The 23218-nt window shown below is 67.5% G+C and carries 19 protein-coding genes and 1 pseudogene; 11 read left to right on the forward strand and 9 right to left on the reverse strand.

Features of this window, described 5'->3' with window-relative positions:
* Positions 1 to 43 precede the first annotated feature (43 nt).
* The gene (locus VGV37_RS06950) at positions 44 to 2485 is read left to right on the forward strand and encodes a ligase-associated DNA damage response DEXH box helicase (protein WP_326878914.1); all 2442 of its coding nucleotides are present in this window, start codon (positions 44 to 46) and stop codon (positions 2483 to 2485) included.
* A gap of 21 nt (positions 2486 to 2506) precedes the next feature.
* Here the strand turns inward: VGV37_RS06950 and VGV37_RS06955 are convergent, their stop codons facing one another.
* Positions 2507 to 3313 (reverse strand): alpha/beta hydrolase, encoded by an 807-nt coding sequence (locus tag VGV37_RS06955; RefSeq protein WP_326878915.1) that lies wholly within the window; start codon positions 3311 to 3313, stop codon positions 2507 to 2509.
* Between the two features lie 24 nt (positions 3314 to 3337).
* On the opposite strand from VGV37_RS06955, the gene VGV37_RS06960 reads away from it, so the two are divergent.
* The 3 genes from VGV37_RS06960 to infC all read left to right on the forward strand — a co-directional run bounded on the left by VGV37_RS06960 (position 3338) and on the right by infC (position 7252).
* Positions 3338 to 4564, forward strand: a complete 1227-nt coding sequence (locus tag VGV37_RS06960; RefSeq protein WP_326878916.1) for a glycosyltransferase family 4 protein — start codon at positions 3338 to 3340, stop codon at positions 4562 to 4564.
* A gap of 113 nt (positions 4565 to 4677) precedes the next feature.
* Entirely contained in the window at positions 4678 to 6615 is a 1938-nt protein-coding gene (gene thrS, locus VGV37_RS06965) for a threonine--tRNA ligase (protein ID WP_326878934.1), read from the forward strand.
* Positions 6616 to 6715: 100 nt separating this feature from the next.
* Positions 6716 to 7252 (forward strand): translation initiation factor IF-3, encoded by a 537-nt coding sequence (infC, locus tag VGV37_RS06970; protein WP_326878935.1) that lies wholly within the window; start codon positions 6716 to 6718, stop codon positions 7250 to 7252.
* A 641-nt stretch (positions 7253 to 7893) separates the two neighbouring features.
* Here infC and VGV37_RS06975 read toward each other — a convergent pair.
* The 3 genes and pseudogenes from VGV37_RS06975 to VGV37_RS06985 form a co-directional block, all read right to left on the reverse strand.
* Positions 7894 to 8217: pseudogene (locus tag VGV37_RS06975) on the reverse strand (IS66 family transposase); the annotation flags it as partial.
* 473 nt (positions 8218 to 8690) lie between these two features.
* Complete coding sequence (locus tag VGV37_RS06980) at positions 8691 to 8990, reverse strand: AzlD domain-containing protein (RefSeq protein WP_326878917.1); 300 nt, start codon at positions 8988 to 8990, stop codon at positions 8691 to 8693.
* Positions 8983 to 9621, reverse strand: coding sequence for an AzlC family ABC transporter permease (locus VGV37_RS06985; RefSeq protein WP_326878918.1), 639 nt, complete (start codon positions 9619 to 9621; stop codon positions 8983 to 8985). Before VGV37_RS06985 ends, VGV37_RS06980 begins: the two co-directional genes overlap by 8 nt.
* Positions 9622 to 9719: 98 nt before the next feature.
* Between VGV37_RS06985 and VGV37_RS06990 the strand changes: the two genes are divergently transcribed.
* Entirely contained in the window at positions 9720 to 10328 is a 609-nt protein-coding gene (locus tag VGV37_RS06990; protein ID WP_326878919.1) for a CGNR zinc finger domain-containing protein, read from the forward strand.
* A 7-nt stretch (positions 10329 to 10335) separates the two neighbouring features.
* Here VGV37_RS06990 and VGV37_RS06995 read toward each other — a convergent pair whose 3' ends face one another.
* Positions 10336 to 11145: an SDR family oxidoreductase gene (locus VGV37_RS06995; RefSeq protein ID WP_326878921.1), complete on the reverse strand. Its 810-nt coding sequence runs from the start codon at positions 11143 to 11145 to the stop codon at positions 10336 to 10338.
* Positions 11146 to 11261: 116 nt separating this feature from the next.
* On the opposite strand from VGV37_RS06995, the gene VGV37_RS07000 reads away from it, so the two are divergent.
* The gene (locus VGV37_RS07000) at positions 11262 to 12209 is read left to right on the forward strand and encodes a GlxA family transcriptional regulator (RefSeq protein WP_326878922.1); all 948 of its coding nucleotides are present in this window, start codon (positions 11262 to 11264) and stop codon (positions 12207 to 12209) included.
* On the opposite strand, the gene VGV37_RS07005 is transcribed toward VGV37_RS07000, so the two are convergent.
* The 3 genes from VGV37_RS07005 to VGV37_RS07015 form a co-directional block, all read right to left on the reverse strand.
* Positions 12196 to 13428, reverse strand: coding sequence for an MFS transporter (locus tag VGV37_RS07005; protein ID WP_326878923.1), 1233 nt, complete (start codon positions 13426 to 13428; stop codon positions 12196 to 12198). The genes VGV37_RS07000 and VGV37_RS07005 overlap by 14 nt on opposite strands.
* A 121-nt stretch (positions 13429 to 13549) precedes the next feature.
* The gene (locus VGV37_RS07010; RefSeq protein WP_326878924.1) at positions 13550 to 14020 is read right to left on the reverse strand and encodes a DUF302 domain-containing protein; all 471 of its coding nucleotides are present in this window, start codon (positions 14018 to 14020) and stop codon (positions 13550 to 13552) included.
* Between the two features lie 111 nt (positions 14021 to 14131).
* Complete coding sequence (locus tag VGV37_RS07015) at positions 14132 to 15718, reverse strand: peptide ABC transporter substrate-binding protein (protein WP_326878925.1); 1587 nt, start codon at positions 15716 to 15718, stop codon at positions 14132 to 14134.
* A 313-nt stretch (positions 15719 to 16031) separates the two neighbouring features.
* On the opposite strand from VGV37_RS07015, the gene VGV37_RS07020 reads away from it, so the two are divergent.
* Positions 16032 to 16451 carry a VOC family protein gene (locus tag VGV37_RS07020; protein ID WP_326878926.1) on the forward strand — a complete coding sequence of 140 codons (420 nt, stop codon included), beginning with the start codon at positions 16032 to 16034 and terminating at the stop codon, positions 16449 to 16451.
* Between the two features lie 15 nt (positions 16452 to 16466).
* On the forward strand, positions 16467 to 19340 hold the full coding sequence (locus VGV37_RS07025; RefSeq protein WP_326878927.1) for an ATP-binding protein: 2874 nt from the start codon (positions 16467 to 16469) through the stop codon (positions 19338 to 19340).
* Here the strand turns inward: VGV37_RS07025 and VGV37_RS07030 are convergent.
* Positions 19337 to 19744 carry a VOC family protein gene (locus VGV37_RS07030; RefSeq protein WP_326878928.1) on the reverse strand — a complete coding sequence of 136 codons (408 nt, stop codon included), beginning with the start codon at positions 19742 to 19744 and terminating at the stop codon, positions 19337 to 19339. The two genes, VGV37_RS07025 and VGV37_RS07030, sit on opposite strands and share 4 nt — an antisense overlap.
* Positions 19745 to 19885: 141 nt before the next feature.
* Between VGV37_RS07030 and VGV37_RS07035 the strand changes: the two genes are divergently transcribed.
* From VGV37_RS07035 to VGV37_RS07045, 3 genes are read left to right on the forward strand one after another with little or no spacing between them, the layout of a single operon-like run.
* A complete protein-coding gene (locus VGV37_RS07035) occupies positions 19886 to 20620 on the forward strand; it encodes a metallophosphoesterase family protein (protein ID WP_326878929.1) in 735 nt (244 codons plus the stop codon).
* 35 nt (positions 20621 to 20655) lie between these two features.
* On the forward strand, positions 20656 to 22218 hold the full coding sequence (locus VGV37_RS07040) for a flavin monoamine oxidase family protein (RefSeq protein WP_326878930.1): 1563 nt from the start codon (positions 20656 to 20658) through the stop codon (positions 22216 to 22218).
* A 10-nt stretch (positions 22219 to 22228) separates the two neighbouring features.
* Positions 22229 to 23029 (forward strand): PrsW family glutamic-type intramembrane protease, encoded by an 801-nt coding sequence (locus VGV37_RS07045; RefSeq protein ID WP_326878931.1) that lies wholly within the window; start codon positions 22229 to 22231, stop codon positions 23027 to 23029.
* Positions 23030 to 23218: the final 189 nt, after the last annotated feature.

Below are 23218 nucleotides of genomic sequence, written 5' to 3' on the forward strand. Positions count from 1 at the left end.
GGAGGCTGGTAAAACCAGGGGCATGCCCCAAACTAAGCATGAAATGCTAGACGAGGTTCCCCCGCCAGACACGATCCTGCCCGAACGCTTCCGCGCCTGGTTTCGCGCGCGGGGCTGGCAGCCGCATGGCCATCAGCTGGCCATGCTTGCTGCGGCCGAGGCGGGACAGTCGGCGCTGCTGATCGCACCGACTGGCGGCGGCAAGACGCTCGCCGGTTTCCTGCCGAGCCTGACCGACCTGGCGCGCCACGCGCCGCCGGGGCTGCACACGCTCTATATCTCGCCGCTGAAGGCGCTGACCGCCGACATCCAGCGCAACCTCACGACCCCGGTCGACGAGATGGGCCTGGAACTGCGCATCGAAACTCGCACCGGCGATACCGGCACCAAGGAGCGGCAGCGGCAGAAGACCGATCCGCCGCACATGCTGCTAACCACGCCCGAGTCGCTGGCATTGCTGATCTCCTATCCCGAATCCCGCACCATGTTCGGCGGGCTCAAGGCCATCGTGATCGACGAGTTGCATGCGCTGGCCGGCAGCAAGCGCGGCGACCTGCTGGCGCTGGGCCTGGCGCGCCTGGCGAAGCTCGCCCCCGGCGCCCGCCGCATCGGCCTGTCGGCGACGGTGGCCTGGCCCGACGACCTCGCGGCCTATCTGGCGCCCGACGGCAGGCCGGTGGCCCGCATCCGCGGCGGTGCCACGCCGGAGCCCGAGATCTCGATCCTGGAGCCCGCGGCAGAGCTGCCCTGGGCCGGCCACATGGGCGTCCACGCCCTGCCCGAGGTCTATCTGGCGATCAAGGCGCACAAGACGACCCTGGTGTTCGTCAACACCCGGGCCCAGGCCGAAATCGTGTTCCAGGAGCTGTGGAAGATCAACGACGACAACCTGCCGATCGCGCTGCATCACGGCAGCCTGGCGACCGAACAGCGCCACAAGGTCGAGGCGGCGATGGCGGCCGGCAGGCTGCGTGCCGTGGTCGCCACCTCGTCGCTCGACCTGGGCGTCGACTGGGCCGCGGTCGACCTCGTCGTGCAGATCGGCGCACCCAAGGGCGTCTCGCGCCTGGTCCAGCGCATCGGCCGCGCCAACCATCGCTTCGACGCGCCGAGCCGCGCGATCCTGGCGCCGGCCAACCGGTTCGAGGTGCTGGAATGCCGCGCCGCCCTGGACGCGATCGCGGCCCACGAACTCGACGGCGATCGGCCGAAGCCGGGCGGGCTCGACGTGCTGGCCCAGCATATCCTGTGCCTGTGCTGCGCGGAGCCGATCACGGCGGACGAGCTCTACGGCGAGGTCGCGGGCGCCGCCCCCTATCGCCAGATCGACCGCAAGACGTTCGACGATTGCCTGGACTATGTCGCGACCGGCGGCTATGCGCTGGCCAACTATGAACGCTGGCACAAGCTGTTCCAGGATTCGCTCGGCCGCTACCAGGTCGCGGGCGAGCAGGTCGCCCGGCGCTATCGCATGAACATCGGCACGATCGTCGAGGCGACGACGCTCAAGGTCCGCCTGGGCGGCGGCCCGACCTTGGGCGAGGTCGAGGAATATTTCGCCCAGCAGCTGCGTTTGGGCGACTCGTTCCTGTTCGCCGGGCAATTGCTGAAGTTCATCGAGATCCGCGACATGGTCGTGATCGCCCAGCGCGCCGGCAGCGGCGTGCCGAAGATCCCGGCCTATGCCGGCGGCAAGCTGCCGCTGACGACCTACCTGGCCGATCGGGTGCGCGCGATCATCGCCGATCCCGGGCAATGGGACAGCCTGCCGGCCGACGTCAAGGAATGGCTGGGCCTGCAGCGTTGGCGCAGCCAGATGCCGCCCAAGGGCGGACTGCTGATCGAGAGCTTTCCGCGCGGCCCGCGCTGGTTCCTGGTCGCCTATTGCTTCGAGGGCCGCAACGCGCACCAGACGCTCGGCATGCTGCTGACCAAGCGGATGGAGCGCATGGGATTGCGCCCGCTCGGCTTCGTCGCGACCGACTATGTGTTGGCGGTCTGGAGCGTCGAGCCGCCAGGCCGGCACAAGGGTGAGCTCGACGAGCTGTTCGACGAGGACATGCTGGGCGACGACCTGGAATCCTGGATGGCCGAATCCTCGATGCTGCGCCGGACTTTCCGCAGTTGCGCGGTGATCGCCGGCCTGATCGACCGCAACATCCCGGGCCTGGCCAAGACCGGGCGGCAAGTCACCTTCAACACCGACCTGATCTACGACGTGCTGCGCAAGCATCAGCCGGACCATATCCTGCTGCGCGCGACCCGGGCGGACGCGGCGACGGGCCTCACCGACATCAAGCGGCTAGGCGAGATGCTGGGCCGGATCAAGGGCCGCATCACCCATCGTCGCCTGGACCGCATCTCGCCGCTGGCCGTGCCGGTCCTGCTGGAGATCGGCCGCGAAACGGTCTACGGCAACGAGGACGCACTGCTGGAGGATGCCGAAGCGCTGATCGCCGACGCGATGAGCCGCGAGGCGCCGTGACCGGCGTGGTTCGCAGCTATGTCATCGGCATCGATGAGCGCTCAGCTCCGCCACCGCCGCCGATATCCGCGCCAGATGTGCCGGCTCCGACAAGCGATGGTCGCCGTCCTTGATCAACGCCACCAGCACGTCGGAACTCTCCAGCGCCGCTGCGAGGTCGAGCGAGAGCGACCAGGGCACGTCCGGGTCGGCCAAGCCGTGGAGCAGCCGCACCGGGCAGCGGATCGGGATCGGCCCGGGCAGCAGCGCATGCCGCCGGCCGTCGTCGATCAGCCGGGCGGTCAGCATATAGCCGGCGGGATCGTAGAGCGACGGCACGGTCAGGAAGCCGTCGGCCGCGAGCCGGGCGTGCGCGGCGGCGTCGAGCCGCGGACGGATCAGGCGTTCGGTGAAATCGCTGGCCGTCGCAATGCCGACGAGGCCCACGACCCGGTCCGCCCGGGCGAGCGCCACATGCTGCATGATCCAGCCGCCCATGGACGAGCCGATCAGGACCTGCGGCCCCTGCGTCAAATCGTCGAAGACCGCGAGCGCATCGTCGATCCAGTCGCCGACCGTGTAATCCTGGAAATGGGCAGCATCGGCGCCGTGGCCGCGATAGTCGAACCGGACGAAGGCCTGACCCCGGTCGCGGGCGAAACCATGGAGGTGGGTCGCCTTGATGCCGGTCATATCGGAGCGGAAACCGCCGAGATGCAGCAGGCCGGGCAGCCCTGCGTGATCGGAATTCCCATTGCCCTGTTGTCTGACGTAGGCGATTGAAGCCCTGCCCTCGCGTGGTAGGATGCCGGCGTCCTCGGCGGTTTCCGGCATCGGTTCGTCTTTCATTCCTCGTTCCATCAGGCTGATCCCGTGAGCGCCGACCTTAGCATTCCCCTTTCCGACGTCCCAGCAGGCCGGCCGCCGGCCGTGCTGCAGGTGCTGCCCGCGCTGGTGACGGGTGGCGTCGAGCGGGGCACGGTCGAGATCACCCAGGCGCTGGTCCAGGCCGGGTGGCGCGCCGTCGTCGCCTCGGCCGGCGGCGGCATGGTGCGCGAGATCGAACGGGCCGGCGGCACCCATGTCACCCTGCCGCTCAAGACCAAAAGCCCGTTCGGCATCCGCCGCAACATCCGCCACCTGGCCGCCCTGATCGAGCGCGAGAACATCGACCTGGTCCATGCCCGAAGCCGTGCACCGGCCTGGAGTGCCTATTTCGCCGCCAAGCGCACCGGCAGGCCGTTCATGACCACGTTCCACAACGTCTATGGCGGCACGGGCCGGCTGAAGCGTTGGTACAATTCGATCATGGCGCGCGGCGTGCGCGTCATCGCCATCTCGCAATTCGTCGGCCGGGCCGCGACCCGGACTTATGGCGTCGAGGCGGACCGGCTGCGGGTCATCCCGCGCGGCGTCGATCTCTCGCGCTTCGATCCAGAGGCGGTCCACCCCTCGCGCCTGGTCCAGCTCGCGACCGAATGGCAGTTGAAGGACGGGTTGCCGGTCGTGATGCTGCCGGGCCGCGTCACCCGTTGGAAGGGCCATGTCGACCTGCTGCATGCCGCCCAGCGCCTGCCCCATCGCGATTTCCAGGTCGTGTTCGTCGGCAATCACGAACAGAAGCCGGCGTTCCGCGACGAGCTCATCCGGCTGGTCAAGCACTTGGGCCTGCAGGGTCACGTGCAGCTGGTCGGCGACTGCCGCGACATGGCGGCCGCCTTCATGCTGGCCGACGTCGTCGTCTCTGCCTCGACCGAGCCCGAGGGCTTCGGCCGGATCGCGGTCGAGGCCCAGGCGATGGGCCGACCGCTGGTCGCGACCAACCATGGCGGCTCGCGCGAGACGGTGATGCCCGGCGTCACCGGCTGGCTGGTGCCGCCGGGCGACCGCGCGGCGCTGGCGCACGCCGTGGGCGAGGCGCTGGCGCTCACGCCCGAGGCGCGCGCCGAAATGGCGGCGAGCGCGCGGGCGCTGATGGCCCGGCATTTCGACACCAAGCTGATGTGCCAGGCGACCCTCGAGGTCTATACCGAGATCCTGTTCCCCGACGCGGCCCACGAGCCTGTCGCCGAGGCGGCGCTCGAAGGCGCGCTGGGCTGATCTGCCCCGCCGCACGGTTGCGGCCTGCGGGAACCTGATATAAACCCATCAATCCCGGTATTTTCAGCTAGGAAACCCACGCCTTGGCTCTCGAGTCCGCCGCTCCGCATCCGATCACGGTGACCCTTCCCGACGGCGCCACGCGCTCGTTCGAGACTGCCGTGACCGGCGCCGAGATCGCGGCGTCGATCGGGGCTGGCCTCGCCAAGGCGGCGCTCGCCATCAAGGTCGACGGCAAGCTGATCGACCTGTCGCGCCCGATCGACCGCGACGCGCAGATCGCCATCATCACGGCCAAGCAGCCGGAAGGGCTGGAGCTGATCCGCCACGACACGGCCCACATCATGGCCGAGGCGGTGCAGGCCCTATATCCCGACGCCCAGGTCACGATCGGCCCGTCGATCGAGAACGGCTTCTATTACGACTTCGCCCGCGACAAGCCGTTCACGCCGGACGACCTGGTCGCGATCGAGGCGAAGATGCGCGAGATCGTCGCCAAGGACGAGAAATTCGTCCGCGAGGTCTGGCCGCGCGACGAGGCGATCGCGTATTTCGAAAAGATCGGCGAGAAGTACAAGGCCGAGCTGATCCGCGACCTGCCCGAGAGCGAGGACATCTCGGTCTATCGCCAGGGCGAGTTCCTCGACCTGTGCCGCGGCCCTCATGCGCCGTCCACCGGCAAGATCGGCACGGCGTTCAAGCTGATGAAGCTGGCCGGCGCCTATTGGCGTGGCGACCATCGCAACCCGATGCTGCAGCGGATCTACGGCACGGCCTGGGCCAGCGACAAGGAGCTGGCGCAGTACCTGTTCCAGATCGAGGAAGCCGAGAAGCGCGACCACCGCAAGCTCGGCCGCGAGCTCGACCTGTTCCACCAGCAGGAAGAGGCCGCGGGCCAGGTGTTCTGGCACGCCAAGGGCTGGACGCTGTATCGCATCATCGAGAATTACGTGCGCATGCGGCTCGACCGCACCGGCTACCAGGAAGTGAAGACGCCGCAGCTGGTCGACAAGTCGCTGTTCGTGGCGTCGGGCCATTGGGACATGTACGGCGACAACATGTTCAAGGTCGAGGCCGAGCACGGCGAGGACGGCAAGCCGCATCGTCATTTCGGCGTGAAGCCGATGAACTGCCCGTGCCATGTCCAGATCTTCCGCCAGGGGCTGAAGAGCTACCGCGACCTGCCGTTGCGCATGGCCGAGTTCGGCGCCTGCCATCGCAACGAGGCCTCGGGTGCCTTGCACGGCATCATGCGGGTGCGCGCCTTCACCCAGGACGACGCACATATCTTCTGCACGGAAGACCAGATCACGGCCGAGTCGGTCGCGTTCTGCGACCTGCTGCAGAGCATCTACAAGGATTTCGGCTTCACCGAGGTCTCGGTCAAGTTCAGCGATCGGCCCGACGTGCGCGCCGGCACGGACGAGACCTGGGACAAGGCCGAGGGCGCGCTCCGGACCGCGATCGAGGCAGCGGGCCTGCCCTACACGATGAACCCGGGCGAAGGCGCGTTCTACGGCCCGAAGTTGGAATTCGTGCTGCGCGACGCGATCGGCCGCGACTGGCAATGCGGCACCCTGCAGGTCGATTTCGTCCTGCCGGAACGGCTCGACGCGTCCTATGTCGGCGAGGACGGGCAGAAGCATCGGCCGGTCATGCTGCACCGGGCGATCCTGGGCTCGCTCGAGCGGTTCATCGGCATCCTGATCGAGCAGCATGCCGGCAAGCTGCCGCTGTGGCTGGCCCCGGTCCAGGTCATGGTCGCGACCATCACGTCGGACGCCGACGAGTATGCGTTGGAGGTCAAGGCGGCGCTCGTCAAGGCCGGGATCCGCGCCGAGGTCGATCTCGCGAACGACAAGATCAATTACAAGGTGCGCGAACATTCGCTCGCCAAGATCCCCGCGATGTTCGTCGTCGGCCGCCGCGAAGCCGACGAAAAGACCGTCGCGATCCGCCGATTGGGCGGCAAGGATCAAGAAGTCGTTGCACTTACCGACGCCATCACTAGATTGTCGGAAGAAGCCGCTGTTCCGTCCGCCCACTCGTGAGCGGACGGCATTGCATGCTCGATCGAATTGAACGGACCGGTGCCCGCGTGATGCCATCACGCCCGGCGCCCATGTCCATTGCACAATTAGGAGGCCGTACATAGCCAGACCACCCCTCAACCTCACGCCGTCCCGCGAGGGCCCGCGCATCAATGAGGAGATCAACGTCCCCAAAGTCCGCCTGGTCGATGAAAACGGCGAGATGGTCGGGGTCGTATTGAAGAGTGAGGCCATGGCGATGGCCGCCACCGCCGGCCTCGATCTGGTCGAAGTCGCCGCGGCGGCGGATCCACCGGTTTGCAAGATCCTCGACTACGGCAAGTTCAAGTACGAGGAACAGAAGAAGAAGAACGAGGCCAAGAAGAAGCAGAAGGTCATCGAGGTCAAGGAGATCAAGCTCCGCCCCGGCATCGATGATCATGACTACGACGTCAAGATGCGCAGCATGGTCAAGTTCGTCGAGGAAGGAGACAAGGTGAAGGTCACCATGCGCTTCCGCGGCCGCGAACTCGCCCATCAGGACATCGGCATGAACGTGCTGATGCGCGTGCGCGACGACCTGGACGAGATCGCCAAGGTCGAGCAGTTCCCGCGCATGGAAGGCCGGCAGATGACCATGGTGTTGTCGCCGCGCTGATCCGCCGGTGACCTCAAGGTCACCCAAGCGTTTGCGCTCGTACGAAGACCCGGCCGGGAAAACCCGCCGGGCCTTCGTCGTTTGCGCTATCGAATGGCGCAGGTCTCCCAAATTCCATACGACGAAGCCCAGAGATTGCCGGAGAAATCGGGGCTGGACAGCTCTCGTATATCGTAAGCGTCCGGTGGAGACCGCTGCCGCCAATCAGAATGCTCAAAGGTGTCGCGGTTCAAGGTCCAGTAGTGTTAGCGCAGTAGAGCAGACTGTTTTGGGGAAGGCAGTGCGCTCTGCCGCGAAGCTTGCCATCAAGCCGTCCGAGCTAAGATCATAGGATAATACGGGATCGTTATATCCTCGGCCCCCATGCTCGGTCGCAATGATCCATCGATTGCCACGATTCCAAACAAATATCAGCCGTCGGTTTAATCCCGTTGCGACGACATCGGTCGAATCGAAATCTGATTCGGGCGACGCAAGGGTTCCAAGCTTCTCGTTCAATGCCTTTGTCAGCGCGAGTGGTGCCACCTCCAGAGACAGTGTTTTCACGCCAGAGGGCGGAGAACAGGGCGATATTACGTCCCCGAGCGCGACTGCACTCATAAGCGCCGTGGAGAGCATGACACCAAGGATGGCGGTCATTTTTATGCCCATGGCATCAGTTCCATAATCCGGTTGATGGGATGGCCTTCGGCAATGCGCTGAAGCACCTCGCGCAGATAAGCTTCGGGATCGACCCCGTTTAGCTTGGCGGTCTCGATAATGGTGTACATTGCAGCAGCGCGTTCGCCCCCGGCGTCGCTGCCCGCGAAGGTCCAATTCTTTCGGCCGAGGGCAACGCCGCGCAGGCAATTCTCCGCACGGTTATTGTCCGTTTCAAGGCGGCCATCGGAGAGGAAGCGGGTCAGGGCTTCACGCCGCTTCAGGGTGTAGCGGAACGCCTCGGCCATCGCCGACTTGGCCGACAGGCAGGCCGGACGCATACCGTATATCGAAGGTGCTCGGATGATTTGCGATCTCCGCACGCCTGCCCACCTGGATGCCCAAGATCCTGATGTCCTGGCATTCATCGTCATCGAGAGCGAGACCGACACTCTTCCGATCGGTGACGTCCGAGATCTATGGGCACCTGACGCGCTGAAGGCCCTTGAGCCCAGAATGGCGGCCTCGGAGGCGTGGGCCAAGACGATCGGGGAAGCGCCCCGCCGAAACTTGATCCGGCGGTTTGGTCGGCGAGGCTATCCCCAGCCGGCGGTCGATGACTGAGGCGGGCAAGGTCATCGCACCAAACTGGTCGACATTCGCACCTGTGGGACTTGACCAGAAATAGGCACATCGAACGAGCTCGTCGAAAGTCGTCTTCGCGCCGGGTGGAATACTGCCATCGGAAAAGGGCGAGCGATCCTCGCAAGCTCGGCGGCGTGCCTCGCGTGGGCTTGGTTCACAGCAGCGCCGCCGTCACCGCCGCCGCCGTGAAACCCGCCGCGAGTGCCGCCCATTCTTTTTTCGTCGCGGCCATCGCGACCACGGCGGCGGCGCAGCCGGCGAGGCTGGGCCAGCCGCCTTCCAGGATGCCGGCGACGGAGAAGCCCACGAACAGGTTGCCCGGCGCCAGGCGCAGCAGCCGGGGCAACAGGCCGGTCTGCGGCAGCACGCCCATCACCAGATAGCCGCCGGCCCGCATGGCGTAAGCCGCGGCGCCGACCGCGAGGATGGCGAGGTAGAGGCGCCAGTCAGACATCGTCGCCCCTGAGCGCGCTGACGAGCGTGCCCACGCCGCCGCCGATCAGCATCGCCCAGCTCTGGCCGAGCGTGCTGGCCACCGTCGCCGCGATCACCGCGGACACGCCCCAGGGCAGCAGGCTGCGCAAGCCGCGCCATTGGGTCGGCAGCAGCGAGGCGATGAAGGCGAGCGGCAGGAACGCGGCCGCGACCGCCACCGGCCCGTGCGGGGTCAGGGGCAGGGCGTAGCCCAGCGCGGTGCCGCCGATCCAGCCGATCGCCATCGGCACGCTGCAGCCGAGCAGGTAGCCGGCATCGCGCCGCCCCTGCTCCGCCTCCGCCGCGGTCATCAGCCAGGAGGCGTCGCCCAGGATCAGCAGGATCGGCAGCATCAGCCGGCGCGGCAGGTCGTGGAACAGCTGGCGCAGGTGCGCGCCCATCACCAGGTAGCGCGCGTTGGTCGCGACGCAGGCGAGCACCATGGCCGTCACCGGCGGCGGCAGGGTCCAGAGACCGAGCGTCACCGCTTGGGCCGTCGCGGAATAGACCACGAGACTGAACAGCACCGCGGGCGCGAAGCCCAGGTTCAGGCCGCGATAGGCCACGCCCATGACCATGCCGGCGAGGCCGTTGCTGAGGATGAACGGCAAGGCTGCGATGAAGCCTCGACGGAATCCCGCACCGGTGAACGGCCGGGAAGATGAAGTTGTACTTCTCATGGTCACGACCATTAGATATGCTGGCGATCATGTCAAGAGATCCCCTGATCGCGGCAACTCAATTTTTCGGCGGTCGCGTCTGCCTCGATTTCGCCAACACGATGGACTGGCGCACGTCCGACGCGCCTCAGGAACTGATCCCCGGCTACCCGGCCCTGCTGACCTGGTGCGGCAACCGTCGCACCCTGCCCGCCGCGGCGATCGGCGCGCTTCGAGCGCGGGAAACCGAGCCGGAGGCGACGGCTGCGCTCGAACAGGCGCACGCGCTGCGTCATGAAATCTGGAACGTGGTCGAGGCGCTGTTGCATGGTCGGCCCGTGCCGCTGGCGCCGCTCAACCGGCGGCTCGCCGACGTCCCGGCCCAGCCCCGGCTGGCAGAAGAAGGCTCGGCCTATCTCTACGACCTGCCCGGCGCCCGGCTCGAGGAAACGCTGTGGCCGGTGCTCTGGTCGCTGACCGCCCTCATCGCTTCCGACGATGCCCGCCGGCTCGGCAGTTGCCAGGCCGACGGGTGCGGCTGGTACTTCGTCGACGAAAGCCCGAACCGGACCCGCGTCTGGTGTTCCAGCGAGGTGTGCGGCAATCGGGAACGGGCCCGGCGCGCCTATGCCAAGCGTCGGGCCAGGCCTGTCCCGTAGCGCCGGATCAGGCCGAGGGGGCTATGCCGTAGCGAGCCGCCGGCGTGGCGTTCGACAGCCGGCCGGACATCGCGCGCCGGGCGGCCTCGTAGGCATCCCATTCCGCCTTGTCCGGCAGCGCCGGGATGGTGACGACCTCGCCCTGGTCGAGACCAGCGAGCGCCGCATCGACCAGATCCTCCGCCGTCATCACGATCGATTGCGGCAGGTTGTGCACCGGCAGGCCGGCGATGTCCCAGAATTCGGTCGCGGTGGCGCCGGGCAGGACCGCCTGGACGCGCACGCCCTTGTCGGCCAGCTCGTGCTGCAGCGACTGGCTGAACGCCAGCACGAAGGCCTTGCTACCGCCATAGACACCGTTCAGCGTTTCGGGCGAGATCGCGACGATCGAGGCGATGTTGACGATCGTGCCGGCACCGCGGGCGACGAAGCCCGGTGCTACCGCATAGGTCAGGCGGGTCAACGCGCGGACGTTCAGCTGGATCATATCGTCCATCTTGTCGATGTCGGAGCCCAGCAGCGGTCCCGCCCCGCCGACGCCGGCATTGTTGACCAGCAGCGTGATGGCGCCGTCGGTCTTGAGCGTGGCCTCGATGCGGGCCAGATCGGCCTTGTCGTTGAGATCGGCCGGCAGCGTCTTCACGGAACGGCCGGTCTCGGCCGCAAGGCGCCGGGCCAGGGCGGTCAGCCGGTCCCGGTTGCGCGCGACCAGGATCAGGTCGTAGCCGCGCTTGGCCAGCCGGTCGGCATATACCGCGCCGATGCCCGACGAAGCGCCAGTGATCAGGGCCGTGCCCTTGGGGTCGTTGGTGGTCATTTTCCGTCTCCCGGACCGTCGACAGGATGTCGGCGTCTCCTGGGGCTAGAAGTGGCCTTGTCCCATCTCGTCTCAAATGTCATATAAACGGCGTTTTAGGACATCGGAGGGCGAACATGCAACGCATCGGATTCATCGTTTTTCCGGGCTATCAGGTCATGAGCTTCGCGGTCATCTCGGTATTCGAGTTCGCGAACTTCGAGATCGGCAAACCGCATTATGAGGTGCGCCTGCTGTCCGAGACCGGTGGGCCGACCCAGACCTCGATCGGCATCGACGTCGCAACCCATCCGTTCGACGACACCGCGTTCGACACGCTGCTGGTCGGCGGCGGCACCGAGATCGAGCCTTCGACACCGGGCCTGATCGAGTTCCTGCGCGAGGCGCCTGAGCGTTGCCGGCGGGTTGCCGCGACCTGCACCGGCGCCTTCGTGCTGGCCGAGGCCGGCCTGCTCGACGGTCGGCGCGTGACCACCCATTGGTTCCATGCGCGTACCCTGCAGGCGCTGTATCCCAAGGCGAAGCTGGAGGAAGACCGGATCTTCATCAACGACGGACCGATCTGGACCTCGGCCGGCATGACCGCCGGCATCGACCTGGCGTTGGCCCTGGTCGAGCAGGACCTGGGCGCCGAGGTGGCGCGCGCGGTCGCAAAGAAACTGGTGGTCTATCATCGCCGCGCCGGTGGCCAGTCGCAATTCTCGGCGCTGCTCGAGTTGGAGCCAAAGTCCGACCGGATCCAGAGCGCGCTCGCCTATGCGCGCAGCAACCTGCACGCTCCCCTGACGGTGGCGCGATTGGCCGACGCGGCCCGCCTCAGCCCCCGTCAATTCAGCCGCGCGTTCCATGCCGAGACCGGCCAGTCGCCGGCCAAGGCGATCGAGAACCTGCGCGTCGAGGCCGCGCGGCTGATGATGGAGCAGGGCCGCCATCCGATTGAGACGGTTGCCCGCCAGACCGGCTTCACCGACCGCGACCGGATGCGCCGCGCCTTCCTGCGTGCGTTCGGCCAGCCACCCCAGGCGATCCGGCGCAACGCGCGGATCGACGCTATGGCCGGATGATGGCCGCGGCCGGCCGCCGCGCCAGGATCAGGCCCAGGCCCAGCAGGCCGGCCGCGAAGGTGACGCCGCCCGACGCCATGATGACCGGCGCCAAGCCGAACCGGCCGAACAGGCTGGGCGCCACCAGGTAGGCCACGAGCAGGCCGGAGAAGACCGAGCACATCTGCAGCCGATAGACCTGGACCAGCCGCTGGGGTGGGAATCGGCTCTGCATCAGATGCAGCATGGCCAGGTTCTCCAGCGGGCCGTTGATGGCGGCGATGGCCGCGACCAGCATCAGCTCGACCCGACCGGGCATCAACGGCAGCAGGAAGACGCCTGCGCCGAAGATGAACTTGGCCACGATCAGCCGGACCGCCGGACGACCGGGACTGAGGCTGGCGAGGACCAGATTGGCCGTCAGGTTGCCGGTACCGTAAGCCGTCATCATCAGGCTGTAGTCGGTCAGCGGGTCGGCACTGGTCGCGCGCAGATACAGCACCATGCCCAGCAGCACACCCATCGCCCAGGTGAGGTTGGTCGCAAGATTGCCGACCAGGGCATAGAGCACCAGACCATGGCCGCGCGTTGCACGCCAACCGCCCAGCACACCCTCGATGACGGCGGCGGAGCCGGTCGCGGCATGGGGCTGCGGCGCGGCCGCCAGCTTGCCGGCCACGGCGCGCACGGCCAGCGCCGACAGCAGGAAGGTCGCGGCGGTCAGGGTGAAGAACTGCGCCTTTGGCACCAGGCCATTGACCAGCGCGATCAGCGACGGACCGAGAATGCGCGCCATGCGCTTGGTCGCGTCGAACAACCCGTTGGTCGCGTGACGCAAGGCCGGGTCGGTCCCGATCGTCGGCAGGGTCGCCTGCAGCGCCGGATCGAACCCGGAGGTCGCGAGCGCCACGCAACCGGCCACGGTGACCAGGAGGGGCAGGCTCATGGCATGCAGCATGCCGGCCACCGACAGGATCAGCACCAGGCCGGCGCGGATCAGATCGGCCGAAATCATCGTGAAGCCGTGGCGCCAGCGATCGGTCACGACACCACCGAACAGGCTGCCCAGCAGCAGCGCGCCCGCCTGCACCGCCGAGACGTAGCCCGCATCCGGCCCGATGAAATCGGCCGCGATCCAGACGACGGCGACCATGTAGAACTCCGAACCCGTCGCGGCCAGTACCTGGCCGGTCCAGAGGAGCGCAATCGGTCGCTGCGCCAGCGGCTTCAACACGAACATCGAACGGTCCCGGGCGAGAAGGGCAACTCCCTCAACCGTACAGGGCTTCGTTTCATCGGGACCCATCGCCGAAACGCAAGGCGGGGTTGCAGGTGATGGCCTGGGAGCGGAGAGGCGCGGGTCAGCCTTCCAGCGCGGCCGTGGCGATCGCGTCGCTGACAGCGGCGAGCTCCGCCCCGAGTTCGGCCAGCCCCGGGTCGCCGTAGCGGGCGAAAGCGGCGGCCGGGTCGATCCAGCGCACTTCGACCCCGCCATCGGGCCGTTCGAAGACCGCGAACTTCAGCGGCGCCTCCAGCAGCGCTGCCGGGTCGGCCGCGAGCAGGCGCACCATCAGGCGCGGATGAAAGAACAGGATCTGGCGGGCCGGACTGATCGCGTAGCCGCCGCGGCGCAGCAGCATCTGCGGATCGATCTCGTGCAGCACCCACAGGTCGGCCGCCTCGATCGCCGTGCGCAGCCGGGCGACCAGGTCGGCGACGGACAGCGTGCTGGCACGCGAGCGCTGAAACGCACCGGCCCCCGCACCCGGCTCGCCGAAGACGACCGACGGGTTCGCGGTGGCTTCGGAACGGTCGTCATTTCGGTCGGACATCATCATCTCCGTCAAGGCATCGGCCGTCGACCCGCCTCGCTCTGTTGGAAAGGTGACGCGCATCCGGATCGGCCGGCACCAGCCCAATCCATCGCCATTCCCCGGAAAACCCTACTCCTTGAACGCCAGATCCTCGGTCGGGTGGATGTCGAGCGGATTGGCGTGGTAGCCGTCGAGCCTGGTCGAGACCAAGTAGGGGCGCACGTCGTAATAGAGCGGGATCATCGGCATGTCGCGTGAGATCACCCGCTCCGCCGCCTCGAGCACCTTGAGGCGTGCCGCCGGCTCGATCGTCTGGGTCGCCTTGCTCAACAGCTGGTCGAATTCCGGGTTTTTATAGTCGAACGTGTTGAGATCGCCGGAGTCGGACTGGAGAATCGACAGGAAGGTCCAGGGATCGGGATAGTCGGCAATCCAGCCGTAGAGCGACATCTCGAAATCATGGTGCCGCGTCTGGGCGAGCGTGACCTGATTCTCCTCGTTGGTCATGACGATCTCGGCACCCAGCGCCTGTTTCCACATGCCGGCCATCGCGGAGGTCATTCGCCGCGCATTCTCGCTGGTCGGATAGATCAGCTCCAGCTTCAGCGGCTTGTCCGGCCCATAGCCAGCCTCGGCATAGAGCGCCTTCGCCTTGGTCAGCCGCTCGGCCTTGCCGAGCGCCATCCAGTCCGGCGGCTGCTGGGTATAGCCGGGCATGCCGGGCGGGACCAGGCCGTAGGCCGGCAGTTCGCCATGGGGATCGACCTTGTCCGCCAGGGTCTCGCGGTCGATCGTCATGGCCAGCGCCTGACGCAGGCGCACGTCGCTCAGGGGCGCCTTGCCAACGTTGAGAATAACGTACGCCGTCCACATGTTGACGTCCGGGTGCAACTCGGCGGCCATGTTCTTGCGCGCATAGGGGATTTCGGTCACCGGGATGCGAGAGAAATCGAGTTCGCCCGCCCGGAAGCGCTTGAACGCCGTCTCGTCGGACTCGACGACCAGCCAGCGCGCCACGTCGATCCTGACCGATTTCGCGTCCCAATAGTTCGGGTTGCGCGTCAGGCGGATCTCCTGCTGCGGCTCCCAATAGTCGAGCTTGTAGGCGCCGTTCGAGACCATCTTGCCCGGCCGCGTCCATTGCGTGCCATAGGCATCGACCGCCGCCTTCGGAATCGGATAGCCGATCGGCAGGGCCAGCACACCCGGCAGGAACGCCGTGGGTTCGGTCAGCGCGATCTTCAGCGTATGGTCGTCGGGCGCGGTCACGCCCAGCTTGGAGAGGTCCTTTTCCTTGCCGTCGCTGATCGCCCGGGCGCCGACGACCGCATAGAGGATCGAGACGTAGGGCGCCGCGGTCGCGGGATCGACCGACCGGCGGAAGCTGTAGACAAAATCGCCGGCCGTGACCGGCGTGCCGTCGGACCATTTCGCATCGGACCGGAGGTGGAACGTCCAGGTCAGGCCGTCGGGCGCCACGTCCCAGGATTGGGCGACCGCCGGGATGATCTCGCCTTTGCCGTTGATCCGGGTCAGGCCGTCGAACAGGTCGAGCAGGATGGTCGACTCCTCGGCGCTGTCGACCTTCTGCGGATCGAGCGACTCGGGTTCGGCCTGATGCCCGCGCCGAAACACCGTCTCGGCTTGAGCCGTGGCGCCCATCAGCAGGACCGCCGTCAAGGCGATGCCGCACACCCGTCCTATTCTGCCGACCACGCGAACCCCTCGATATGCCCTGGAAAATATCAGGCGGACCATGGCATGACGCAGGGGCGGCCTCGAAGGAAAAAAGGTCGCGGACCGGGCTGAACCCCGCGCGAAGCCAGATAGAGGCTTTCCGTCCGGAGCGCGGCAGGGCAAACTTGGCCTTCGACATTCGCCCTCGGCCCTTCCCTGGACGCCGGCCCGCAGCCCTCAGTGGCGCTGGCCCGATCCGATCATTCCACCGTCCGGCCCCACAACCCCACCCTGCGATACCATCCGCTCGGTGGCGGAAGGCCACGACGGCTTGCAACGGAGACGAGAATCGATGAAGTATCTACACACCATGGTCCGCGTCAGCGATCTGGAGGCTTCTCTGGACTTCTACTGCAACAAGCTCGGCCTCGCGGAGGTCCGGCGGACGTCGAACGAGCAGGGCCGGTTCACGCTGGTCTTCCTGGCCGCGCCCGGCGACGAGAACGCGCTCATCGAACTGACCCACAACTGGGATCCAGAGGCCTATACCGGCGGCCGCAATTTCGGCCACCTGGCCTATGCCGTCGACGACATCTACGCGACCTGCCAGCATCTGAAGGACAGCGGCGTCATCATCAACCGCCCGCCGCGCGACGGCCGGATGGCGTTCGTCCGCTCGCCGGACGGCATCTCGATCGAGCTGCTGCAGGCCGGCCCCGCCCTGCCGGCCGCGGAGCCCTGGTCTTCCATGCCGAACACCGGCGCCTGGTAGCAGGGCCGATCCAGGGTGACGCTCCGACCGCTTCGCCGAAGCCCGATCAGCGCGCCCGACCGTCTCCGGCGGAACGAGCGCTGGACGATCCTGGGCGGGGTCATCCTGGTCGCCCTGTTGTGGATCGGCATCGCGTTCCTGATCGAGGACACGAGCCGCACGATCCACAACGAGGCGGAGCGCGATGTCCACAACATCGCGACCGCGGTCGCCGAGCAGTCGGACCGGGCGGTCGACAGCGTCGACCAGATGCTGCGCACGCTGGCCTACCTGGTGCAGCGCGACGGCAACCGCTTCAAGCTGTCGGACATGGTCGACCGCGGCCTGCTGGTGAACGACCTGGTGCTGCAGGTCGCCTACACCGACGCCGACGGCACCATGCTCCAGAGCAGCATCGGCGATGCTCCAGCGGTCAACATCGCCGACCGCGAGCATTTCCGCGTGCATGCCGACCACAAGATCAACGGCCTGTTCATCAGCCGCCCGGTGTTCGGCCGGGCGTCCGGCAAATGGTCGATCCAGGTGACACGACGGATCGACCGGGCGGACGGCAGCTTTGGCGGCGTCGCCGTCGCCTCGGTCGACCCGGACTATTTCAAGCATTTCTACAGCGACCTCTCGCTGGGCAAGGACGGCGTCGTCATGCTGGTCGGCGAGGATGGCGGCGTGCGCGCCCGGTCGATCGCGACGGACCTCGCCACTGCCGACATCTCGGGCTCGCCGCTGCAGCGCTTCGTTCAGGAGGCGAGCGGCGGCGTCAGGATCCTGGACGACGCGCTCGACCATGTTTCCCGGTTCTATATCGCGGACCGGGTACCGCACGTGCCGCTGATCGTCGTCGTCGGCCTGGCCGAGGGCGAGGTGATCAGTGCCATCGAGGCGCAGCGCGCGATCTACCTGGGCGCCGGCATCTTCGGCTCGATCATGATCCTGGGCTTCACTCTCGCGCTTCGCTTCCTGCTGCGGCGCCAGGCCTCGGCCGAGCAGCGGCTGCGCCAGGCGATCGACAACATGTCGGACGGGCTGATCCTCTATGACAGCCAGGACCGCGTGGTGCTGTGGAACGACTGCTACACCGTGGTCTTCCCGCATCTGAAACCCCTGCTGCGGCCGGGCATCCGTTTCCAGGACCTGGCCCAGCGCGCCGCCCACAACGCGCGCGGCGTCGAAACGCTGGAGGCCCGTGAGCGCTGGATCCGCTGGCGGCTGGACCAGATGCGCTCGGCCCCGCAGCGCTTCCAGCAGGACCTGCCCGACGGCCGGACCATCGACACCGCCGAGCGGCCGACGGGGGACGGCGGCATCGTCAGCGTGTCGCGCGACATCACTCCGATGAAGGAAAGCGCCCGACGCCTGACCGAGAGCGAGACCCGGTTCCGCGATTTTGCCGAGGTCGCGTCCGACTGGTTCTGGGAGACCGACGACACCCATCGGTTCACCTATGTCTCCGACCGGGCCGAGGCGTTGGGCATCTCGACCGCCAACCTCACGACGCTCGACCAGCTCGGCGTCGAGAACGACCCGCGGCAATCCCAAGAGCGCCGGGTCCTTCTCGCCGCGGGCGACGCGTTCCACGACTGGCACGTCACGGTGACGCGCGCCGGCGCCACCTATAACCTGTCACTGAGCGGCAAGGCACTGCGCAGCCAGTCCGGCAGCTTCCTCGGCTATCGGGGCTGCGCGCGCGACATCTCGGTCCAGCTCGCCGCCGCCGACGCGCTGGAACGCGCGCGCCAGGCGGCCGAGGCAGCGAACCGGTCCAAGAGCGAATTCCTGGCCAACATGAGCCACGAGATCCGCACGCCGATGAACGGCGTGATCGGCATGACCGCGATCCTGCTCGAGACCCGGCTCGACAGCGCGCAGCTGCGCTACACCCGCGCGATCGCCATGTCGGCGGAGGCGCTGCTGGCGATCATCAACGACATTCTCGACTATTCGAAGCTCGAGGCCGGGCATGTGGCGCTCGAAGGCACGCCGTTCGCGACCGAGGCGGTCATCGACCAGGTCCTGTCGCTGACCGGCAACGCCGCGCGCGTCAAGGGCCTGGACCTGTCGGTCGATTTCCCGACCGGGCCGATCGGTGCCCTGATCGGCGATCCGACCCGGATCCGCCAGATCCTGCTGAACCTGATTTCGAACGCCATCAAGTTCAGCGACGCCGGCACCATTTCGCTCATCGTGTCGGCCACGCCGGTCAAGGATGGCAAGCGGATCCTGACGTTCCAGGTCCGCGACGAGGGCATCGGCATCGCGCCCGAAATGCAGGGACGCCTGTTCGACCGCTTCACCCAGGCCGACGCCTCGACCTCGCGCAAGTACGGCGGCAGCGGCCTGGGGCTCGCCATCAGCAAGCAACTGGCCGACCTGATGGACGGCGAGATCGGCGTATCGAGCGCGCCCGGCAGCGGCAGCACGTTCTGGCTGCGCCTGAAGCTGCCGACCGCCGACGAGCGCAGCCTGGTCGGCGCCGGCAGCGATCTGACCGACGATCAGGCGCCGCTGACGCTGCGCAGCCTGTCCGTATTGGTCGCCGAGGACAACAACATCAACCAGATGGTGATCGGCGGCATCCTGGCCGACGGCGGTCACCGGGTGCGCTTCGCCGGCAATGGCGTCGAGGCAGTGGACGCGGTGCGCAACGATTCCTACGACCTGGTGCTGATGGACATCTCGATGCCCGAAATGGACGGCATCACGGCGACGCGCCTGATCCGCGCCTTGCCCGACGGCAAATCCCGCATTCCGATCGTGGCGCTGAGCGCCCATGCCATGGCCGGCGATCGTGAGCGCTACATGGCCGCGGGCATGGACGACTACGTCAGCAAGCCGGTCGATCCGCCCACCCTGTTCCGTGCCATGGCCCGCGTGACCAGCGCCACGGATTAAGCCGGATCGTCGCCATCGGGGGACGACTTCCGCATCAGCCGAGACGGCCAGCCGATGCGGACGAGCATGCCGTCCGGTCCAGCGATCCCGACCTCATAAAGGCCCCACTCGCGATGGCGAAGAACGCCGCCCGGGCGGATGATCAGATCGTCGACCCGCGCCGCGATGGCATCCACCTCGGGCGTGCGGATGAAGACGCCGAAAGGGTTATGTTCCTCCGGCACCCGCCATGGTCCGGCCCCCGCTTGGGTAAGGTTCACCTCACAGCCCCAGCCTGTCATGATGACGTATTGGGCGTCGCCGCCGACGCGGGTGAAACCCAGCCGCTCCCAGAACGGTATCGCCGCCGGAAGGTCATTGTGCGGAACGATGGCGAACGCGCCTACTGTTGGAGGGATCGGCATTGGGCATCTCCTCGGCAGATCGAACGCGCTTTCTCTACACCAAAGGACGCCGCCGCGTCGCCACGTTCGTGCCCGGCCGACAACCTCCGGTAATCGACGGCGGGGGTTCCGCACCGGCCATCCGGTTGCTATCGTCACCCGATGAAAATTGCCATCCTCGCCGATATCCACGGCAACCTCCCCGCGCTCGACGCGGTCCTGGCCGACCTTGCGCCGCGCGGCATCGATCTCACCGTCAATCTGGGCGACATCGTGTCCGGCCCGCTGTTCCCGTGCGAGACGGCCGACCGCCTGATGCCGCTCGGACTGCCGACGATCCGCGGCAACCACGAGCGGCAGTTGCTGACTGAGGCACCGGAACGGATGGGTCCGTCCGACCGGTTCGCGGCTGGAGCCTTGCGCGCCGACCAGAAACATTGGCTGGCCGGCCTGCCCGCGACCCTGCGCATCGGCGACGACATCCTGATGGTCCATGGCACGCCCGCGAGCGACCTCGCCTATTTCCTCGAGACGGTCGATGCCGCCGGCGTGCGGGCGGCCAGTGCCTCGGAGATCGAGGCGCGTGCCGCGGACGCGCCGGCCCGGCTGATCCTGTGCGGCCATACCCATACGCCGCGGATCGTACGCACCGCCGACGGCCGCCTGATCGTCAATCCGGGCAGCGTCGGCGTGCCGGCCTACAGCGACGACGAGCCGTTCCCCCACGGCGTAGAGACCGGCGCGCCGCACGCGCGTTATGGCATTGTCGAGATCACGCCCGCCGGCCTTGCGGTCGACCTGCGGGCCGTCCCTTACGACTGGGAGGCCGCGGCCGCGGCCGCCGAAGCGAACGGCCGGTCCGATTGGGCACGGGCGCTGCGCACCGGGCGGGTCTAAGAAGCGCCCAACGCGCCGCATAGGAAAGGCCCGCCATGTTGAGCCGCCGCCATTTCATCAATCTGGTCGGATCCGCCGGCGGCGTCTCGGCCGCCTACGGCACCATGGCGGCGATGGGGCTGCTGCCGATCCCCGAAGCCTATGCCGGGCCGCCGCCCCTGCCGCCCGGCGCCGGCACCAAGGTCATCATCCTGGGTGCCGGCATCGCGGGAATGGTCGCGGCGCTCGAACTCGGCAGGGCCGGCTACGACTGCACGATCCTCGAAGCTCGGCACCGGCCGGGCGGGCGCAACTGGTCGCTGCGCGGCGGCGACGTGGTGGATGAGATCGACAGCCGGCAGAAAATCGGCTGGGACCGTGCCGACCATCTCTATCTCAATCCCGGGCCGGCCCGCCTGCCCCACCATCACCAGGGCATCCTGGGCTATTGCCGCGAGCTGGGCGTGCCGCTCGAAGTCATCGTCAACGACAACCGCAATGCCTGGTTCCAGGACGACCGGGCGTTCGACGGCAAGCCCCAGCGCGCCCGCGCCGTGATCAACGACAGCAGGGGTTACGTCGCCGAGCTCGCGGCCAAGGCGCTCGACAAGGCCCTGCTCGACCAGCCGCTGACCGCCGAGGACGGCGAGGGCATCCGCAAGTTCCTGCGCAGCTTCGGCTGGCTCGACAAGGACATGGCGTTCAAGCGCACGCCGCGCTCGGGCTGGGCCGAGGAGCCGGGCGGCGGTGTCCAGGCTGGACGTCTCAACGCGCCGCTCGACCTGCACCAGCTGCTGGCGGCGGGATTCTGGGCCGGCCCCAGCACGTTCGGGGAAGGTTGGGAGCAGGCCGCCACCATGCTGCAGCCGGTCGGCGGCATGGACCGCATCGGCGAGGCGTTCGGCCGCAAGCTCCGCCATCGCATCCGCTACGGCGCCGAGGTCACGGAACTGCGCCGCACCGCCCAGGGCGCGCGGGTGATCTGGCGCGACGGCCCGCGCGGGCCGACCCGGGCCAGCGAGGCGCCCTACGTGCTCGTGACCATCCCGTTTCCGGTGCTGAAGACCATCCCGGCAGATTTCTCGCCCGCGGTGACCGCTGCGATCCATGCCCTCGAGTATCAGGCCGCCGCCAAGATCGCGTTCCAGTGCGACCGGCGCTTCTGGGAACTGGACGACCAGATCTACGGCGGCATCAGCTGGACCAGCCGCGAGATCACCCAGATCTGGTACCCGTCCGCCGGCATCCACCAGGCGAAGGGCATCCTGCTGGGCGGCTATCTCTGGTCGACCGGCCTTGCCGACGCCTTCTCGGCCCTGACGCCGGCCGAGCGGATCGAGCACGCGCTGGCCAGCGGGGAACGGATCCATCCGACTTACCGCCGAAACGCGGCCCAGGGCATCTCGATCGCCTGGACCAAGATCCCGTTCAGCCGCGGCGCCTATGCCGGCTGGACCGCGGCGACGCTCAAGGACCATTACCCGACCCTGCTGGAACCCGACGGTCCGTTCCTGTTCGCCGGCGAGCATGTCAGCCACATCACCGCCTGGCAGGAAGGCGCCGTGCGTTCCGCCCATTTCGCCATCGCGGCGCTGGGCGAGCGGGTCAGGACGAAATGAGCGGCCGGGCGTGACCAGCGCCTCGACGGAGTTCGGCTACGCCGGCCTGGCGATCCCGCTCGTTCTCGGCGGGGTTGCGAGCCGCTGGCTGCGCGTGCGCGACGCCGCCGATTGGATGATGATCCCGGTCATCCTGGGCATGCTGTCCACCGTGCCGATCCAGTTGGTCGAGCATGCCGCCTGGGGCCTGATCGGTCCGGGCCCCTCGACCACGACGGATGTCTCGATCCGCGCCCTGGCCCCGAACGATCCGCCCTTCTGGATGGCGATGCTGCGCCAGGACATGCTCCGTGCCGGCCTGGGCGCGGCCCTGCCCGAGGAAGGATCGGCAGCGGCCTGCCTGTTCGGCTGGCTCTGGTGCGTCCGGCGACACTGCCCGCCGGCGAACGTCGTGATCCTCGCCGGCATCGCCATCGCGCTGGCATTCGGCGCGATCGAGAACATGCTGTTCCTGCAGGGTCCGAAAAACCCGTGGGCGACGCTGGCGCTGCGCGCCCTGTTCAGCACGCCGTCCCACGCGGTCGATGGCTTTGGCCTCGGCGTGTTCGCCGCGCTGGGCCGGCGCGCGGGTACGACGGGCACCGCCATCGCCTGGAGCCTGCTGGGCGTCGGGCTCGCCATCCTCAGCCATGCCGTGTTCGATGCGATCATCATGATCGACGACACCGTCGTGCGCGCGCGGATCGCTTTGCCGCCAGGCAGCGACATCCTGGTCTTCTGCGCATTGTTGCCCGCGATGGCTATCGTCGCGGGACCCGCGCTTTATGGGCTGCGGCTGTTGAAGCGGATGACGCGCGGTGTGACGGTGTAGCCCTCGCGAGCGTATCGCCTTTCCTATTGCGGAACAAAACAGGAACCACTATATTCATCAGGCTCGTGTCGTGCCCGTGGGATCGGTCCAGCCGCCCACCGGATGGCACAATCCCGGGCCGGCGGCTGGGCTTTCGTCCCAGGGCCGGCCCGGCAAAATTCCGTCAGGTTAAATCTTTGTCATGCGTGA

This window comes from Aliidongia sp., assembly GCF_035943795.1.
Taxonomy (GTDB): Bacteria; Pseudomonadota; Alphaproteobacteria; order ATCC43930; family CGMCC-115725; genus Aliidongia.

Excerpts from the sequence above, each read along its gene's own strand:
- VGV37_RS06950 (WP_326878914.1), top strand. The coding sequence starts at position 44 with ATGCTAGACGAGGTTCCCCCGCCAGACACGATCCTGCCCGAACGCTTC.
- VGV37_RS06955 (WP_326878915.1), bottom strand. The coding sequence starts at position 3,313 with ATGAAAGACGAACCGATGCCGGAAACCGCCGAGGACGCCGGCATCCTA.
- VGV37_RS06980 (WP_326878917.1), bottom strand. The coding sequence starts at position 8,990 with ATGTCTGACTGGCGCCTCTACCTCGCCATCCTCGCGGTCGGCGCCGCG.
- VGV37_RS06990 (WP_326878919.1), top strand. The coding sequence starts at position 9,720 with ATGTCAAGAGATCCCCTGATCGCGGCAACTCAATTTTTCGGCGGTCGC.
- VGV37_RS06995 (WP_326878921.1), bottom strand. The coding sequence starts at position 11,145 with ATGACCACCAACGACCCCAAGGGCACGGCCCTGATCACTGGCGCTTCG.
- VGV37_RS07000 (WP_326878922.1), top strand. The coding sequence starts at position 11,262 with ATGCAACGCATCGGATTCATCGTTTTTCCGGGCTATCAGGTCATGAGC.
- VGV37_RS07005 (WP_326878923.1), bottom strand. The coding sequence starts at position 13,428 with ATGTTCGTGTTGAAGCCGCTGGCGCAGCGACCGATTGCGCTCCTCTGG.
- VGV37_RS07010 (WP_326878924.1), bottom strand. The coding sequence starts at position 14,020 with ATGTCCGACCGAAATGACGACCGTTCCGAAGCCACCGCGAACCCGTCG.
- VGV37_RS07020 (WP_326878926.1), top strand. The coding sequence starts at position 16,032 with ATGAAGTATCTACACACCATGGTCCGCGTCAGCGATCTGGAGGCTTCT.
- VGV37_RS07030 (WP_326878928.1), bottom strand. The coding sequence starts at position 19,744 with ATGCCGATCCCTCCAACAGTAGGCGCGTTCGCCATCGTTCCGCACAAT.
- VGV37_RS07035 (WP_326878929.1), top strand. The coding sequence starts at position 19,886 with ATGAAAATTGCCATCCTCGCCGATATCCACGGCAACCTCCCCGCGCTC.
- VGV37_RS07040 (WP_326878930.1), top strand. The coding sequence starts at position 20,656 with ATGTTGAGCCGCCGCCATTTCATCAATCTGGTCGGATCCGCCGGCGGC.